General features: G+C 32.9%; 13 protein-coding genes. All 13 read right to left on the bottom strand.

Features of this window, described 5'->3' with window-relative positions:
- Entirely contained in the window at positions 1–1,404 is a 1,404-nt protein-coding gene (locus E5167_RS03725; RefSeq protein WP_136841186.1) for a hypothetical protein, read from the bottom strand.
- 25 nt (positions 1,405–1,429) lie between these two features.
- Positions 1,430–2,380 carry a hypothetical protein gene (locus E5167_RS03720; RefSeq protein WP_136841184.1) on the bottom strand — a complete coding sequence of 317 codons (951 nt, stop codon included), beginning with the start codon at positions 2,378–2,380 and terminating at the stop codon, positions 1,430–1,432.
- An 11-nt stretch (positions 2,381–2,391) separates the two neighbouring features.
- Positions 2,392–4,293: a serine hydrolase domain-containing protein gene (locus tag E5167_RS03715; RefSeq protein ID WP_136841182.1), complete on the bottom strand. Its 1,902-nt coding sequence runs from the start codon at positions 4,291–4,293 to the stop codon at positions 2,392–2,394.
- On the bottom strand, positions 4,286–5,104 hold the full coding sequence (locus E5167_RS03710) for a TraB/GumN family protein (RefSeq protein ID WP_211242129.1): 819 nt from the start codon (positions 5,102–5,104) through the stop codon (positions 4,286–4,288). The genes E5167_RS03715 and E5167_RS03710 overlap by 8 nt, the downstream gene beginning before the upstream one ends.
- A gap of 126 nt (positions 5,105–5,230) precedes the next feature.
- A complete protein-coding gene (locus E5167_RS03705) occupies positions 5,231–6,022 on the bottom strand; it encodes a T9SS type A sorting domain-containing protein (RefSeq protein ID WP_136841179.1) in 792 nt (263 codons plus the stop codon).
- 71 nt (positions 6,023–6,093) lie between these two features.
- Positions 6,094–7,263, bottom strand: a complete 1,170-nt coding sequence (locus tag E5167_RS03700) for a hypothetical protein (RefSeq protein WP_136841177.1) — start codon at positions 7,261–7,263, stop codon at positions 6,094–6,096.
- Between the two features lie 4 nt (positions 7,264–7,267).
- On the bottom strand, positions 7,268–8,428 hold the full coding sequence (locus E5167_RS03695) for a S1 family peptidase (RefSeq protein ID WP_136841175.1): 1,161 nt from the start codon (positions 8,426–8,428) through the stop codon (positions 7,268–7,270).
- Positions 8,429–8,450: 22 nt separating this feature from the next.
- A complete protein-coding gene (locus E5167_RS03690; RefSeq protein WP_136841173.1) occupies positions 8,451–10,352 on the bottom strand; it encodes a M61 family metallopeptidase in 1,902 nt (633 codons plus the stop codon).
- 34 nt (positions 10,353–10,386) lie between these two features.
- Entirely contained in the window at positions 10,387–11,751 is a 1,365-nt protein-coding gene (locus tag E5167_RS03685) for a tetratricopeptide repeat protein (RefSeq protein WP_136841171.1), read from the bottom strand.
- Between the two features lie 6 nt (positions 11,752–11,757).
- Positions 11,758–13,158: a serine hydrolase domain-containing protein gene (locus E5167_RS03680; RefSeq protein ID WP_169301368.1), complete on the bottom strand. Its 1,401-nt coding sequence runs from the start codon at positions 13,156–13,158 to the stop codon at positions 11,758–11,760.
- 295 nt (positions 13,159–13,453) lie between these two features.
- Positions 13,454–14,275: a helix-turn-helix transcriptional regulator gene (locus E5167_RS03675; protein ID WP_136841167.1), complete on the bottom strand. Its 822-nt coding sequence runs from the start codon at positions 14,273–14,275 to the stop codon at positions 13,454–13,456.
- A 189-nt stretch (positions 14,276–14,464) separates the two neighbouring features.
- A complete protein-coding gene (locus E5167_RS03670; RefSeq protein ID WP_136841165.1) occupies positions 14,465–15,829 on the bottom strand; it encodes a RagB/SusD family nutrient uptake outer membrane protein in 1,365 nt (454 codons plus the stop codon).
- Between the two features lie 6 nt (positions 15,830–15,835).
- Positions 15,836–18,904 (bottom strand): SusC/RagA family TonB-linked outer membrane protein, encoded by a 3,069-nt coding sequence (locus E5167_RS03665; RefSeq protein WP_136841163.1) that lies wholly within the window; start codon positions 18,902–18,904, stop codon positions 15,836–15,838.
- Between the last annotated feature and the right edge of the window lie 153 nt (positions 18,905–19,057).

Genomic DNA, 19,057 nt, shown 5'->3' with positions numbered 1-19,057 from the left:
TTAATGATCTGGATCCCATTGCGGTTTAATTTCATTGCCTTCAGCATCAAAAGTTTTTACACTTTGTAATTCAATGTTGTTTTTATATTGGTATGTAAAACGTGCTATATCAAAATCCTGATTGTTAACCAAGTTTCCTTTACTATCCAAGTATTGACGCACTGTTAACCTTCCGTTCTCATCAAAATGAAGTTCTTCGGTTGCATAACCACTCCAGCCATTAGCTATTTCACCATTTAAATCATAAAAAGATGATCGTACTGGTCTGTTTTGGTCATCAAATTCCACGCGCAGTTCATGCACCTGGTTTTCTCCAAAACCAATTGGTTTTTCGTCTTTATCAAAGTAGTTGCTAGAAACTAAATGTTTCCCATCAGAAGTATATGTTGATTTTAAAATACCTAAACCACTTCTAGAATTGGTAGGTTGGTCAAGAGTATCTTTTAAAACTCTTCCTAATTGATTTCCATACGCATCAAACTGGTATATAATTTTATGCACGCCCCAATTTGAATTTTGGGGATTGTTATTTTCATCAATAAAAATGGCAACTTCTTCAGAAAAATACGCTGATGGTTTATAAATAATTTTAGCAAGGTTTGTCATGCCTTTTATTGGGTTACCATCCATATCAAAATTTGCCCATTCAATAAAGCGTCCCTTATCATCGTATTTTATTTCGGTAGTTATAACCCCTGAATCATCTGGTGTGGGTTGTTTTCCGTCTATACCAAGATTGGTCATTTCTGTAAGCATATCATTTTCATCAAAGGAAAATCTAGTTATCATGTATTGAAATTCTGGTCTGTTTCTTACCAACTCTTCTTTTAAATTGTACCTAGACTCAATAATATCTCCATTTGGCGCAATTTCCCATTTATAACTTGCTATTCCAAAATCGTTTTCAATAGGTTTTCCGTTTAGGTCATAGAAGGTCAACGACTTTCTTTCTCCTTTGTCATTTAAAGTAATTCTGGTTTCGTAAACATCCCCAGACACTAAAGTTCTATGTCCATATTCATTATAAAATGTGCGAATTTCCAAGCTATCCTGATAGCTGATTTTTATTTTTGGAGCTCTCACAAAACGATCATTGAATGTTATTAACTCATCATTAAGTACATATCGGCTTTCAATTAATCTTCCTTGTTCATCGTAATCAAACTCAAAATGCTTTACATTATTAGCTTCGCTTTTGGTTACATAATTAGCACCTTTAATATCTGAATACGGTGTTTCCCTAAACACAATACTCATAGCGTATTTAGTAGTTACTTGGGCTTCCTCGCTGTTTTTAGTTGAATCATTTTTTTCTTTTGAAACGCAGCTGTTTAAAACTAGTAATCCAATAATTGCTAGAGATAATGACTTCATACTTCTTACCATATATATTATTGATTTCATATTAATTCTCATTTAAATGTGTTTTTTACTTAAACTCATTAAGATTAAATTTCGTCACATACAAATCTAAGCCACCATCAAATTGTTTTGGGTTTGGCGAGTTTCTTGTTGACGTTAAAAACATATATTTATAATCTGGTGATAACCATGGGCTACCATCAACGCCCTCACTATTATATTTTTTACCTAAATTTTTGGCTTTCGTCCATTGTCCATTATCATTAAAACTGATAAAAAGATCTGTTACCCCAAATCCATTAGAATCATCTTTTCTGGCAAAAATCATGAACGACTCATCTGGAGCAACCCAAGCATCAGATTCCAACAAATTGGAATTGATAGTGTTTGGTAGTTTTATGGCTTCCTCGTACTTTCCATTTTTAAATTTTGCCACATAAATATCGTAACTGGACGCTCTTGATGGTCTAGAAAAATAAAGGTTACCACTATTGGTTGTCATTGGGTAAGCTTCTGGTGCTTTGGAATTTATTGTTTCAGGAAGTTTTTCTGGTTTAGACCATTGATTATCTTTTTGTTTACTTCGCCAAATGTCACCATCATCGCCAACATAATAAAGGTATTTACCGTTACTTTGTATATGTACATCGGCACTGTTATATAATTGCTTACCAAACATTGCTTTTTTAGGCTTTAAAAATTTACCATTTTTAAATTGGCTTTGTATAATATTAGACTCAGACCAATCGGAAGAACTAATCGTGTAATACAAGGTTTCTGTTCGTAGATTAAAACTTGTATTGTATTCTATTTTATTGGTTGAAATTAGGTTGGGCTCTAATCTTACAGCTCCTTTTGAAAAATCCAGACGATTTAAATATGAATTTAGGAACCCTTTTTTTGATACAACAGTATTTGAATTTTGTGAACTTACATTTATTATAAAAAACATCAAAAGTGCTATTGAAATTTGCAATGCTATAAAAATTTGCAGTTTGTTTTTTACTATTTTATTCATGATTCTTGTATTTAATAATTCCAAAATTGTAACCCAACAAACCCATTTTGCAACATGAATACATTGAGATAAATAATTGAAAAGCATATTAATGAATATGGAATTTTTAACCAGAGAGAGAGACTTTTATTACGATGTTTAACAACCTCTTTTATATATATTAATGACACCAATGGAAAAACCATACTTAGTATAAAAAAGAGAATTGTTTTTAAGTTCATTTCTCCCAAAGCAATTAAGTCAAAAGGCCCTGAAGGGATACCAATAAATATCATTAAGGCTAATGATAATGTTGCTATGCTAATGGTTGTATTTATGACAGAAAATTTAAACCTTCTTTTTATTGTTTTAATAAGGCTTATAATTAATATAACCAACGTAGCTATTGCTAATATTGGAATGCTTGCAAAAAGAGAAATGTGTTTAAAATAATGAATGAACGCTGATTTTTTCTTAAAATACACTGTGGCTGTTCCTGTATCCCAAACAAGAACTTGTTCATTATTTTCGTCATACATAAGCCCAAGCGAACTCATGTTCCTTTGCTTTTCAAATCTTTTATCTACACGATTAAGTGAAATTAGCTTTTCAGTTGAATTTTCAAAAACCTTGTACTTACGTTGCTTTAAGCCACCGTCAAAACACACCGTATCACTTTCAACTTTTAAGTTTCCAGCATAACGTATTTGATCAAAAAACAATAACATTTCATTACGAGACGTTACAGCTTCATAAAACCCTTCAAAAGGCTTTGCTATTTCGGAAGATTGATAGTTACGAGTGGTTTCTATTTTATAATCTTTAAAAAGAAAAGCTGTTAGTAATCTTCTTATTTGAGGAATACCAAAGCTACAGTTAGTTGCCAAATAGTAACCAACGCCAACCTCTCTATTATATAGAAAGAATGAGGTGTTCCACGCATTTCCATGATGACCAAAAAGTTGTACTTCTCTTAGCCCAGGTTTATTACCTAATCCATACCTACCGTCTAAACCTAATTTGGCATCATAACTCGTTTCACCATTTTCCATTCGGTCAATAGATGCTTTACCCACAATTAAGCTATTGTTTTCATTAGCCGATAAATAAAAATTAAGATACTTCAACATATCTTTAGAGGATGTAATAACAAATGATGCTGGGCGCTGCATGAAATTTGCCCCTACTTTCCCATTTTGAAAGAAGGGTACATTTTTTTGATTTTTAAAATCATAACCGTAAGGAATAGCTATGTTGGGATATTTAGCTGTTGGATTAGTCAACTTTGTCTCATTCATTTCTAAAGGATCAAGAATGCTTTGTTTGACATAAGCTTCAAAAGGCATTCCCGTAATTTTTTCAATGATATATCCAGCAAGTGTGTAATTTAAATTGGAATACGAAAACATAGTCCCTGGTTTCCAACGACTATGCAAAGCATTTGGGTAGGTATTTAACAACTCTTTTAATGTAAGGTATTCATCATCTTCCCCAATAAAATTATTATACCTTGTATCATCAAAACCAGTTGTATGTTCCAATACCATTTCAAGGGTTATTGGGTTAGTATCTTTCCAAGGGTTTTTATAATTAATCTCTGGAATAATATCTTTAATAGGTGTTGTTAACTTAACTTTTCCCTCTTCTACTAATGTCATAATGCTTAAAGCAATAAAGTTTTTACTTGTAGAAGCTATAAACATCAATGAGTTTTTGGTCATTGGGATATTATTTTCAATATCTGCCATACCAAAACCTCCCGACCAATAGAGTGAATCCTTTTTATTAATAATTGCCAGTGATATACCTGGAATATCTTCTTTTTCTATAATGGAAAGAATTGAATCCTTAACCTTATTAAATGTTAATTCCTGACTAAAGGAATAAGAGAACACTAATAAAAAAACCGTTAATATTGTATGCTGTTTAATCATTTGTTTTTATTGGTGTTATTATAAATCCTCTATCTGACAATTGAGCAATCAATCCGCATTCAAACCTTAAATGGCTTAGACCAACTGCAATAAAACAATTATTCTTCATTATCTTTTCTGGAATCACCTGCATCCATTTATTGTTTCTATCGGTAAGCATGAGGTGATTTTGACATTCGGTATCTAAATTATAGGTGAATTCTTGATTTCTATACGTTTCACTATCCTCACATTTACCTGTTATTATATTATTACGCAATAAATTAATAAGACTTTTCAAGCGCTTTTTATGTACTTTACGCGGCATACCTGCTACATCCTTGTTGATGATTTCGAGCTGTTCTTTAACAGTTTCCAACCCAAAGGTTTCTACATTGTTACGCTGTGCTATAGAACCGATATATTCATCAAGTGTTAAGTTTGAGTCATCGTCCATACGTGCTGCACAAACTTTAATATTATAAACCCTGGCCAATGTTACATAAAGTTCTGTAGGTGTTAACTTGTCAAAATTTACAGGACCCTTTTTGAGCAACTCTTGCGCATAAATTAAATCGTCTTGGCTTAAGTATTTTTTCCAGTTGGTTGTTGTTGTTCTAACATTGATAATATCCTCTGAATTTTGACCAGGAATTTTTAAACTTTCTAGTATTACAATACTTGATTCTTGAAGTTTACTTTTTGGAACTTCCAAAGTATCAAAGAAGGATTTACTAAATGCATGGTGAGTTCCTAACAGATAAGAAACATTATTACTTTCTGGGTGTGTGACTTCAAAAAAAATGGATTTATAATCATTCTCATCAAGCAAATGCTGTGAATTTAATTGACAACAAAACACAATTATTAAGAAGGCACTTATGCAATAGTTTTTTAAATATAAATTCATTTTGTTTCTTTTGATAATGAAATCACTCGAATACTAGAAATCATTTATTTAATCTTTAATTATTTTAATTGTTTTCTTTTTTCCTTGAGCATTTACTTCTAAAAAGTATAACCCTGATTGTAATGACAAAACATCTAACTTTCCTTTTTTTGCATTTATAGTCATAGATAAAACCTCTTTACCTACAACATTTGTAAGCTTTACGCTTTCTATGATTTTTTTAGACTCAAATTGAATGGATTCGCTTGCCGGATTTGGAAAAAAATTAAACTTAACATCTTCAAAATCTGTTGTACTTAATAAATGTGGCTGAACTTGCACATTGTCTAAGGCAAAGAGTAATGTCCCTTGATCTGTCCCCTTTTGTAAAAAAATCTTCAGCCTGTTATAGTTTGTATATTGTGGTCCTATTTGATCCATATCAGCCACTCCTACATTTGCTGTAAACCACTCATTCCAAGCATTTAAAGTAATGTTATTCATTTCTATTCTACTGCTAGTCCCAATAGCATCATTATAAAGCCAAACCGTTGCGGGCGATATAAAGGGGGAGGCTATGTTTATTTGAAAAGTAATGACGCCATTATGAGATTGGTTAACAGGGTTTACTTTGAGTGTAATGGCATCGTTGCCTGTAGCCGCACTTTGATAACGTATTTCACTAATATTAGCTGATGGATTAAGGTATGGTTCAAAATTTGATTTTAGTTCAACCGAAAACAAATTGGTGTCGTAATCAAAATAGTCATTAACAGTTCCTGACTCAAAGTCAATATCTGTTTGAGCTATTGAGTTTAGTGATAATATAAAGCTTAAAAATAGAATAGTAGTTTTTTTCATGATTAATATGTATGTTGTTTTTGTGTTATTAGTTTAAGTGATTAAACTTAATTACTTGTAATTATATGATTTCACTTGATTACTTCATTCCCTTCTAAATCAAAGTTTTTAATTTCGATTAATTGTTCGTTTTCATCATACTTAAGTTTTATTGATGCTACACCGTCTTCATTCCTGTTTTTAAGTTTACCATCAAGGCCGTAAAATCTTACTTCTATAACCAAACGAGCTTTGTTTCTTATTAATTCTATTCGAGCAACGCCATTATCATTCAAAGACGGAATACCAGCAGAATTAAAATATCGTTGATCTATAAGAAACCCATAATTATCATAAATGCTTCTAGAAAAAACATTGTTGTCGGAATCTGGTGTTACAAGGTCACCCTCAGCATCATATTTAACTACCCCAGTATTATAACCATTAGCATCATGCTCATATATTTCGGTACAAAAGCCATAATTACCTTTCATTACCTCAAATGGTTCAACATTTTTTGGGTTGCCGTTTGTATCTACCCAAGTGATTTGCTTTTCATCGAGTGAACTAACATCCCATTTTGTATAAACACCTGCAACTTTGCGTTTTTCACTGTTTATTCTATTGCCTTTATCATCTATATTCCACGTTTCCCATCTCAACCCACGTTCATCGAAAATCATTTTTACTCTTCCGAAATCAAGAAAATTATTAAATCGTCTGGACTTACCATCTTTACCCGTTCTTTCTTCTATAACTTCTTTACCATCTTCGCTTACTTGCCAATTCATTACCCATACGCCTCTGGAATCCTCAACTCTATTGCCACTTAAATCTTTATAAATCATTGACTTTTTGTATCCTTTGTCATCTAGTTCAATTTCCTCTACAGCTACTTTCCAATAATTAAGCATAGGCTTTCCTTGCTCATCTAGGTAAGACCTGATAATTTTATTGTCTTCATATTTAAAAGTTAATCTGGCAGCTCCAGCTATGGCTCCAAAACGATTGTAACCACCTCTTGTTAACTTATTTCTAAACCAATATTCAATTTTTGAAACCCTACCATTTTCTTCCTTGAATATTCTGAAATGAGCACCAAACCCAACTTTGTCTGAGCCAACTGGATAACGTCCCATTAAACTACCGTAAGGTGATGCTCTAAACACCATATGCCTATAATAATCTACATTCTCTTGAGCGTTTATAATGCTATTACTATTGATTATAAAAGTGAAAAAAAATAAAATTCTTAAATACATATTTTTAATTATTTCTTGGTCTTAGATTGATTTGGTTGTTTCCAAGAGGTTGCTTAAACAATTCCTCGAATTTTTTAAGAGCTTTACTTTTAAGGTTTTCTGGCATTTCTTTACCCTCTACGGTAAACTTTTCAGTACTTATTGAAATTGTTGCTTCCCTAAGTGACTTTTTAATCCCTGCTTCTTTCATTAATGTTTCAAGGTAAAAAGCAAATTGCATTTGAGGGTCATTCATATCTGGTTGCCTTTGTTTCCATGCTGTCTCTTTAGCTTCTATATCATTATATTCTTGAATTACCCGTTCACCATACTTTATCAAATCATCTACAACCGCTTTTTTCCCGTCAACTCCTAAATAATAAGAACCATCTGCTCTTTTTATTGATACAATTTCTTTGCCATCCATTATGGTTTTATAATATCGTTCTCCTTTGATTGTAGATTCAATCCAATCTGCAAAAAGACTAACATTAGGATAGTAATTTCTAACACCATAACGTCCTTGCTGTTGCCTGTTTTCTACTACTTCAAAAGAACTCACACCAGCAAGCACCAATGTGCCATTTTCTTTTATATAAGCAGGACCACCACTATCTCCAGGGCCTGGGGTTCCTTCTAGTTTGGTTGCTTTTCCACTAGTAGGTGAGTCGAAAACAAAAGAAATGAAATGATCTTTTAAACTATCTAGGGTGTTTGTTGCTGCTCTAATTTTTTTATCTTTGTTAGTAGGTCCTGTCTTTCCGTTTCCTACATCGCCATTTCCTGCTAAATATAGTATGCTTCCAATTTCAGGGGACTTTTTAATATATTTTACAGGTGCTACTCCACTTACTGGTTGATTAAGTTTAATAAGCCCTAAATCTTTCTTTTTAAAGAGGTCGTCTGTAGGCTTTTGCGGATATAATACTATTTTCTCTACCTTGTATTCGGTTCCATTAATTGTAACAATGCTTCCGGGTTTTTGATCGTCTGCTATATGACGAGCAGTAAGGACCCATTGTTTATCAATTAAGGTGCCATTACCATCCTCGAATACAGCAAGAGATTCAAAGCCCTTTTTGCCATAATTGATATATTCTTCATCACTAATATCATGCCTTGTCACAATAAATGCGTTACACATAACAAATACTATTCCTATAAAAAACAAATGTTTTGATTTCATACTAAATGCCCCTTTTAAGTCTTTATCCTTTCAACCAAGCGTTTCTTATTTTAACTTGTTTATCTGTTGGGTTATCAACTGGTCTAATTACATCCTCTTCATCAAAAACAGGAGTCGTAGTAGCATCAATGATAATCTCCTTACCATCCCTTTCTAATTTTACTTCAATTTTAGTACCTGGCTGCCATTTAGACACTTGTTCTACAAATATTTTTTCGGCATTTCCTAATGTGATTTCTTGTCCGTTTATTTCTCTAAAAATATCATTTGGCAAAGCCCCTTGGGCTGTCCAAAATGCATTACGCTTCACCCATTCATTAAACCTTATTACTTTATTATCTTGGTCTAAACTCACCATTGGAGGTCCTTGTCCACCTCGAGTTAGGATATAATTACCAGGTATTTTCTCTTTAACAATGTTTAACCCAACTTTTTGTAATATTTGGTTATAATTTATTGGCGTAGTCCCTATAACATGGTTGTTAAAGAATGTACCGACAGATGGGTAAGTCATCGTCACTATTTCATCAATAATTTTATCATCATCAAAAGGTTTATTTTTACCATACTTAATTGATAGCTCTTTCATGAGTGATAACACACTTCTGTTACCATTACTTCCCTCTCTTATTAAAATATCAAGGCACATTCCTATTAAGGCTCCTTTTTGATAAACATTGCCATAGTTTCTGGCATAAGGTTCATCAATAACATTTTCACTCATTTTGGTAAAACTCATTGTATCATCATAATATCCTCTTGAACTTTTGATAACTGAGTTAATTCTATCGTATAATTCTTCATTAGAAATTAAACCTTCCTTTACTTGAAAATGGTTCGCAAAGTATTCTGTGAGCCCTTCATACATCCATAAATGTTTGGAAAAAGTTGGTTTGTTATAATCGAAATAATGTACATCTTCAGAATGTACGCTTAAAGGTGTTACAATATGAAAAAATTCATGAGACACGACATCAGTTAAAAAATCTGCTAAATCTTTTTTTGATCTATTTTCCTGGGTCACTACTACAGTTGACGTATGATGCTCTAAAGCACCAGTAACACGAATAGGCTTATCTATTAAATAAAGAAAAATGTCGTAACGAGTTGTAGAATTCAAGTTCCCTAAATATGCTTTTTGTGCTTCCATCATTTTGTATATGGTTTCTTTTATCTCTGAAGCATGATGTTTTTTATTGGGTGAAAACAAACTCAATACAATTTTAATATCTCCAACCATAAACTCTTCCACATCTAAATCGCCATACATCATTGGGTTATCTGTAATATCAAAATACCTTGTTGCGTGATAATAGGAGGTCTTTGAATTGCCATCTGCATTTACTTTTTCACCCCTGGATTCTAGTGCTGAACTCCTTACAAATGATGTTGGTGCACTTACAGCCAAATCATATTGATTGTTTTTTAGTGAATCAAAATAACCAATAAACCCATGAAGATTTAATACGTAATTATTAGGTTCTATGTTGGTTCCTCCAGGTGGAAAAATTTTTGGCTCTCCGGTTTCATCAACATCATCAAACGTATCGTTAACTTCATACACTATTTTATCAAGATTACTAGCACTTTCTATTTCCCAACTACTTGGGTCTATTTTTGTAAATGAAAGCTCGTTCCCATTATAATCCAGTGCTTTAAAATTTTCTATATAGGTTCCAAAATCCTTTATTTCATAAGATCCTGGGATAGCCCTAGGAATTCTATAAACTACTTTATCTTGAGTAAATTTGCCTGGATTAATAATTACTGGCACCTTGTCATCAGTCATTCTTGCTACATTAATTTCACAAGAAATTGGTATGCTTGAAGCCAAATTATTGTTAAGGTTTTTGGAAGATTTACAGCTTACAAAACTCACTATTACAGTAAGTAGAAAAAGTTTTTTTAATAATGATTTGTTCATGTTTTTTTGATTGATTTACTTATTCTTTTAATGATTAAGATTTAATTTCATTTATCATTTTTGTTGCATTGTCATTTTGTGGATTTAATTCTAAAGACTTATTGTAATGTTCAATTGCTTTTTCTTTTTGATTATTCTTATAATAGGCCTCTCCTAAACTATCGTGCATATTCCAAGAATCTGGATACAAACTAGCTCCTAATTCAAAAATAAAAACGGCGTTCTCTGTTTTATTTTGGGCTATATAATCATACCCTTGCATAATAAAGAACATCTCATTGTAATCATAAGTGTCTGGTTTTAAATCTATAACAACTTCATTCCACCATTTTTTAGTCGCTTTTCTTCCTTTAGTATTTAGATTATAATGTATAGCGTTTGTAATAAAGGTTTTAAACTTATGTCCATTTACAATCATACTTCTCTTATCCAATACTTTTGTCCATTCTGGTTCATTTGGCTCATCAAATATTTCATGCAGTTCAGTATTTGCTCCAAAATAAATGATAGCATCAACTTGACGTTCATATTTTAAACCTCCGTACCTTGGTTGATTTCGTTCATCTCCAATTTTTGTCCCCTTAATTTTAGTAACAAATGGTTTTTTAAAGTCTATCCCTTCTAAAGGTTTGTCATAATAATTAATTATGGAAACCTTCTTCCCCTCGTCCATCATCCTTGTTTCAAGAAATGAAACAATATTTAAATACATTGGTCTTGGATTATCACGTTTAAAATGGTCAGCTCCCATTATTAACAAAGCGCTTCTCCCTCTATCAATAACTTCATCCCAGACCAAAGTACCGTAATAACGATCGCGTCTACTCATCATAATACGCCAATCTTTAGAATTTTTAATTTTACTCCAATCAATAGGTGAATCACCTCCCAAAACCCGAATTTTCTTTTCTTTTGGAAGTGCTTTATTTACATCTCGCACTTTTTTTAAAAACTTTTGAATAGAAGAGTTTTGATAAGCATGTACTATTGAATGTGTACCATCTCTCCAAACTTTTTTGAGTTCTTCCATAGACACATCACCTCCATAAATGTATTCATCTAAAAGATCTTGATGTAACGGATTCCCCAATTCTATTACAATATCATTTACTTTATCAATAAAAGGCTTGTATGATAGAAGGTCTAAATAAAAATCTTGGACTTCTTCAACATTATGCCTTTCACCCATGGCAACAATAGATGTAGAATCGAAGGCTTTAACAACCGCTTGCAAGGCATCTTGAGGAACTAAAGGTTTATAATCTTTGGTTACAGGCTCTTCCTTTAATGTGGCACTCTCTTGGATTACCATAGCTTGTTGAGCAATTACCATTGTCGTTGAAAAAAACAACATGGTAATTGTAAATAATAAACTTGATTTTTTCTTTTTAGTATTCATTTTATCCTATTTAAATTCTTGACCTAACCATGTCATATTATCTGGCTTTATAAATAGTGCTTCAACCTTACCTCTTTTATTCTCCATAACCCATTGAAGTGCTATACGCTGGTCTCCGTCACAATGAAGCCATAACTCTATACCTTTTGGGTTTTGATCTTCAACCCACCTGTAGCCATAAATCTTTAAGTTTGGCCATTCGTTTTTTATTCTGACCAGTTCATCCCAAGTAGGATCATTCATGTCCATTAACCCATTTTTGGCCGCATTGTTATTAAAGATGTTTAACATTTTATTTTTATCTGCTTCTAAAATAGCTATCGCCCAATCTTTCATAGCTTTTTCAATAGGAATGCTATCATTTAAAGCAGATATATTTGTAAGTGTTATTTTCTTTTTTGGCGATTGCTTTTTTTGAGATGCTATTCCAAGTGCTTGTTCAACTCCATTTTTTATATCGGACATTTTATTTAAATCAGGAACTCCAATATTATTCAAGACAATTAGGGTAACATCTTCTTTTCTATTAATATAGATCATATTAGTATAGCTTGGAAGCGACCCATAAACCTCTATTGTTTGATCTTCTCCATATAGATATGATAAACTTGTATCATTTAAAAAAGCAGTCCCTTTTAAAGCCTTCGACAGCTTTACTAAATCCTGCAAAGAAGCGTAAGCTCCACCTGAGGCATATCTTGATTTGTAGTCTGTTTTATCTAACTTCCATTTGCCATTATCTTTATTGTAGCCATTTATACTATTTCCTTCCTGTAAAAAGTAGCCGCTATTATTCATTTTTAGAGGGTCAAAAATATATTTGGCGTAAGCTTGGTCTAAATTTAATCCTGTCACTTCTTCCACGACAGCTCCTAACAACCAATAGTTTAAGTTACTATACTCATAGTTAGACCCTGGTTGAAAAGACAATTCCATATCAGGTATAGTATCTAAAAACGCTCCTGCAAAGCCCTTATCATCAAGCTTTAAACTATTGGTAAGATTATCACCGTTCAATTCCCGAGGTAGGCCAGATGACATTTTTAGTAAGTTTTCAAGTGTTAACACCTTTCCATAAGATGGTTGGAAATTTTCCCTATAATTTGAAATCGTAGAATTTAAATTCAATTTACCTTCTTCTACTAACTTAACAACCGTTATTTCAGTAAAAAGCTTTGTTAAAGAAGCTAAATAATTTCTTGAATCACCCTCGATAGCATTTAATGCTCCATCTGAGCTTATTAACTTGTCATTATACAAAACTTCATTACCATTTTCGACATATACCAAACCGTTAAACTCTGTTTGGCTCGAAATATCTGAAAGCAATTTTTGAACCTTCTCCTCAGAGGATGAGCAATTAGTGAAGAAAATAACAATAGATAAAAGAAGTACAACTCGTCTCAAAACATTATGAATTAAAAATTAATCCATAAAATTAGACTGCTTAGTGGTCATAGAATTGTAAAAAAGAGACAGTAAAAGTTAAACTATGTTAATACTACGCTTATTAGAAATTTAAGAAGAAGAATTATTTTCTAATTTATTAAGCAAAATATTTTTTGATTGTTATTTCTAACGGTACTTTAAATTATCCCTATTTCGATTTAAATAGAAAATTCTTTTTTAATGAATGCGACAAAGTCGCCCAATCAGTTATAAGATAAGAAATTAAAAAAATAAGAAGAAAAATTTAGTTATGTTAGTGCAAGAAAATATTGGTCTGTACAGTTCTATCTATATCAAAATAGTTTTTAGGTGTCATTCCTGTGAATTCCTTTACTTCCTTAATAAAATGTGCTTGATCATAAAAACCGTTATCAAATGCTATCGAGGATAACTTTAAATCTTTTTTATTCTTAGGGATTTTTAAAGCATTAAACATCCTTACTATACGACAGTATTTTTTTGGGGTTAAGCCTAACTTTGATAAAAACTTACGTTCTACTGTTTTTTTTGACACATTACATTTCTCTGCCAACATATCAACATTAACATTCCCTTTGTTTAAAATAATGTTTTGAATAAAAAAGTTAAAAACATGATCCACCTCTTTATTATTACTATTGAGCTTCTTCAGAAAAAAATCTTCAATAAATTTTACTTGTTCCAACTCGTCACTTGTGTTAAATAGTTGCTCTTCTAGAACAAGTATCTCCTTACCAAAAATATCTTCTGGAAGCAAAGATTCATTAATGGTTTTATTGATATCTGTTTTAGTAAAAGGATATAGTCCATAAGGTTTAAACCTAACAGACAATAAAACATCTCCTTCTAAACCAACTAATTGAGGCTCTGTTTTTAGTCCACATAAATGTGACTTAATCTTACATATTTTTTTTTTGCTATGCTTTGCCGTTCTCTCAACAGAGTTTGAAGTAAAAGCCAATTCTATTGTATTATCAGGGACAACTAATATTTTTTTGTCACCATTACCTAAATACTTATTAAAGTCATCTCTCCAAACACAATCTATGTACTTGTTCAAACCATTTTTAACCTGATACTCTTTATAGTCACTCATTAATTGCACATTTATTATTAGAAATAACTGTTATACTAAAGACTGAAATATATATGTATTGTTACTAAATAAAATGTTAATTTTTCATATTGTTTTCTTAAAATTAAAACTATCATCCTCTTTTTTTATGTAAAAAAACCACCGCATCAACATGCGGTGGTTTTTATTCCTAACTAGATTAAACTGTTATTAGTTTCCGTAACCCGGATTTTGTTCCATATTAGAGTTGGCATCTATTTCCGCTTGAGGAATTGGCCATGCTAATCTATGATCGCCATAAGGGATTGTTGACGCAAAGTTTTGCTGAAGGGATGTCTTTTCAATATCCTGACCTGTTCTAACCAAATCATCAAATCTATGTCCTTCAAACATTAATTCCTTTCTTCTTTCGTTTAAAATGTTTTCTTTAGTAGCTGTTAAATAAGGTGTAGCTCCCCTGTTAGATGTAATTAGGTTTAACTGCGTTAAGGCATCTCCACCAGTTTCAAATAATGCTTCCGCATAGTTTAAAATAACTTCTTCATACCTAATGATAACAACATTATCATAACCTTGATTACTAGGGAACTTCCCAATATTTCTCAACATTACACCTTCATAGCCTAAAATACCACCTCTAACATCTCCGGGTTCAAAAATAGCATCTACTCCGTCAATAACCTGAATATCACCATAACTTCCACCACCTGTGGTTCTATAAATATTTCCTAAACTGCTAATGTTTAAATTATCAGACGTATTAAATGCTAATTCAAAGATAGAATTGTTATTACCCTTGCTAGCCCAAGAACCCACATAATTAGCTGCCGACATTATTGAATATAAGTTAGAATTGATCACTTCCTCAGCGGCATCAACCACTCTAGGCCAATCACCAAAATAAGTTGCCACTCTAGATTCCAATGCTTTAGCGGTATATTTTGACATAAACTCTTTTGAGCTGTCAAAATAGTTATCATCCATTAAACTAAAAGCTGTTTCTAAATCTGCATAAATATCTGCTTTGTTTTCAGAAATTGTATTTCTAGCTGGAAAAAGATTATCTCCTTTAAATTCTTTTACATAAGGTATTCCCAATGTTCCACCAACATGTTGTTGTCCATACTGCTTCAAAACATCAAAATGTGCCAAAGCTCTCACTGCATAAGCTTGTCCTTGAATGTGTAGACCATAATCTGTATCACCCTCTAACGAAGCAACATCAGTCCCAATAATAATATTGGCGGCTGCAATAGCTTGGTAAGCATCATCAAACATAAACCCTGTGTTAGGTGTATAGGCAAAAGATGCCTCTGTCGTAAAACGTCCTGAATTACCATTTGAAAAACAGTTGTCTGTACGTACCTCATTGTTTATAATAAAATCTCTACCATAGTAGCCAGAAGCTGTCATTTCGTTATAGGCTCCTTTTATGATACCATATAAATCTTCTACACTAGTAATACTCCCTTCTACAGATTTATTTTGTTCTAAAGAGGGTTCTAAATCCTCTGTGTTACACGATATTAGCCCAATAAAGGCAAGTGTTGTAAATAATATATATACTTTTTTCATAATTTTTTAAAATTTAACGTTAAGTCCAAAAATGAATGATTTTACTGGTGGTGTTGTTAGTCCTATCACACCGCCGGCATCAACTTCGGGATCGTACTTAAGGTTTTCATCTTTAACCCATGTAAGGATGTTTGTACCTCTCACGAATACACGAGCACCATCTAAACCAACAGCATCTAATACAGGTGCTTTAAAATCATACCCTATTGTTAGGTTTTTAAGCCTGAAATAATCCCCTTCATATAGAAACTTAGAACTTGCTTGCCAAGGTGTAGCAGCTGTGGCTTCAAATCTTCCAAAACGCTTTCCAGTATCTCCTGGTTGTTGCCATCTGTCTAATACGGCATCAACTCCTTGATAGTATAATGTAGAAAAGTAATTTGTTCCATTGGTATAACGATGCCAATCTTCATATACTTTATGTCCACCTGCAAAATATCCGTTGGCATCCAAAAAGAACCCTTTATAGTCAACATGAATGTTCATACCTGCTGTTAATTCAGGAATGGCACTTCCTCCTTGAAAAGCTCTTTCTGCTATGTTCCAATTATTTGTAGTCGCGCCATCTTTACCATTCAAGTAATAAAGTTCGTCACCATTTGCTGGATCTACTCCTGCCCACTTTCGCATATGCCATCCCCAAACTGGTTGACCTTCTTCGGTTCTGGTTCTTGAGCCTCCACTGATATTAATGGTTTCTCCATTACCGTCTTTGGCCAATTCCAACACCTCATTTTTAGTGGTTGCCATATTTCCTCCAATAGATAAGTTAAAATCTTTTGAACGGACAATATCAATATTCAATTCTACTTCAAATCCTTTATTTTCCATTCTACCGATGTTTCTTGTCTGCTCATCAAATCCAGTTGTGAACGACAATGGCACATCTAGCAATAGATTCTTGGATTCTCGTTTGTAATACCCTGCTGTACCAGAAACAATATTGTTAAATAAGCCAAAATCAATACCAACATCTAAAGTATGTGAAGTTTCCCACGACAAATTATCATTACCAAAAACATCAGGATTAATGGCACCTTGACCTGCATAACTTCCTTCAAAACCAAACTGTGCTTGATACTGATTTAGACTTATATTAGCATTACCCGTCACACCAAAGGACCCTCTAAGTTTTAAATTATTAATCACCTCAGAATTTTCCAAGAGGCTCTCCTTATGTAAGTTCCATGCAGCACCTACAGACCAAAAGTTACCCCATCGATTAGCTGAAGAAAAACGAGAGTTCCCCTCTCTTGTAAAAGTCCCATCAATGACATACTTTCCATTATATCCCGAATAATGTATAATACCTACATAACGCGCCAAAGCCCAATCTTCAAAGCTAGAAAAAGCAGAAGTCGGATTACCCGCCGAAGCTAAATTTGTTAAACCGTCTGTAGCAAAAGAATCCCCATCAGCATCTAAATAGTAGTTTCTGTTTTTTTGAAATTCTTGCACAGCTGTAAAGTCAATACTATGATCATCGTTAATGTTCCAAGTGTAATCTAACGTATTTTGAAATACATAAGTCACTATATTATTATGTGCTTGCCAACCATAACCACTTGTATCTCCATCGCCATCTCCTCTTACCCTGTTTCTATAACGCTTATAATTATATACTTGGTAATCAATGTTAGCTCTAGAAGTTAACTTTAAACCATCTATTGGTGTATCCCACTCAAAAGAGTTGTTACTGATAATTCTTGTAAACTTCGAATCATCAATATCCTCTTGAGCTATCCATAGCGGATTTGGAACTGTACCTGATACATTTATGGTTCCATCCTCATTGTATGCTGGTTCTATAGCTGGTTGAAAATACTTTGCTGCTCTAGGCGATGAAAAATAAGCACTCGCCTCTAACAACCCATCTTGATAGGTATGTGACGCACTATTTCTAGTTGAAAACCTTATATTATCGCTTAGCTTTTGACTAAAATTGATAGTACCGGTCATTCTGTTAAACTCAGAGCCAATTACTGTTGCTTCTTGGTCAAAATACCCAAAAGATGTATAGAAATTATAGTTTTCATTACCTCCTCTAGCACTTAAGTTATATTCCTGTATTGGTGCATCTTCATTTGTAATTAAATCAGCCCAATTTGTTTCTTGTCTTCCATTAGCATTCCATACAGCATAATCGGTTCCAAAAAAATTTGGGTTAGCCTCATAAAAAGCTTTAGCACCTGCTTGGTCATTAAAACCAAAACCTGCACCATAAGTATTTATTAATGCCTCATAAAATAGCATTTCTCTTTGCGCTCCCGTCAATACTGTTGGACCGTCTGTAGCATCATTACCAAAACCATAAGAAGAGCTAAAATTAAATGTAGTTTTACCTTTTTTTCCCGATTTGGTCGTAATTACAATAACTCCATTAGCACCACGTGCACCATATGCTGCAGTTGCAGAAGCATCTTTTAACACTGTAATACTCTCAATATTATTACTATTGATACTTGCCAAAGCAGATAGAGAAGATCCTGAACTAGTAGCCGATACATTATCGTTGTTCATTGGTACACCATCAATAACATATAATGGTTCGTTACCGGCTGTAATAGAACTCACACCTCTAATACGAATATCTGTAGTTGAACCCGGAGTACCAGAGTCCCCATTAAATACTAAACCAGCAACTTTACCCTGTAGTACTTGGTCAACTGTTGATACAGGAACCAACTCAATTTCCTCAGCATCTACTTGAACAGTTGAACTTGTTAGCTCAGTCCTTGATTGGGATCCATATCCCATAACAACTACTTCTTCAAGCTCATTGGACATTGCTAGCACAACATTAATGACATTAGATGCTCCAACTGTTTTTTCAACTGTTGTCATTCCAACGTAACTAAATTGGAGTACATCTCCAACACTTGCTGTAATGGTGTAATTACCATCAAAGTCTGATTGAGCTCCTGTTGTTGTACCTTTGATAATAATATTTGCTCCAGGGAGTGGCATTCCAGTATCATCTGAAACATTCCCTGAAATTGTTTTTCCTTGTGCCACCGTCATTGCTATATTAAATAGCAATAATAATGACAGCATAAAGCAATTCTTTAACTTCATAAATTTTTAGTTTAATGTTATTTTATTATTTTTTGGATTAGGCAATTTAAAAAGGTAGGCAGCATATAAATATTAAGAAGACTAATTCAAATATCTATTCATCAAAAAAATGAAAGCAAAGTTTAGTGAAACTCCACTAAAATTGAAGTGCTG

The organism is Pontimicrobium aquaticum (assembly GCF_005047595.1).
Lineage (GTDB): Bacteria > Bacteroidota > Bacteroidia > Flavobacteriales > Flavobacteriaceae > Pontimicrobium > Pontimicrobium aquaticum.
The sequence above is the reverse complement of the archived record's forward strand: the minus strand, read 5'-3'. Positions and strand labels throughout refer to the sequence as shown.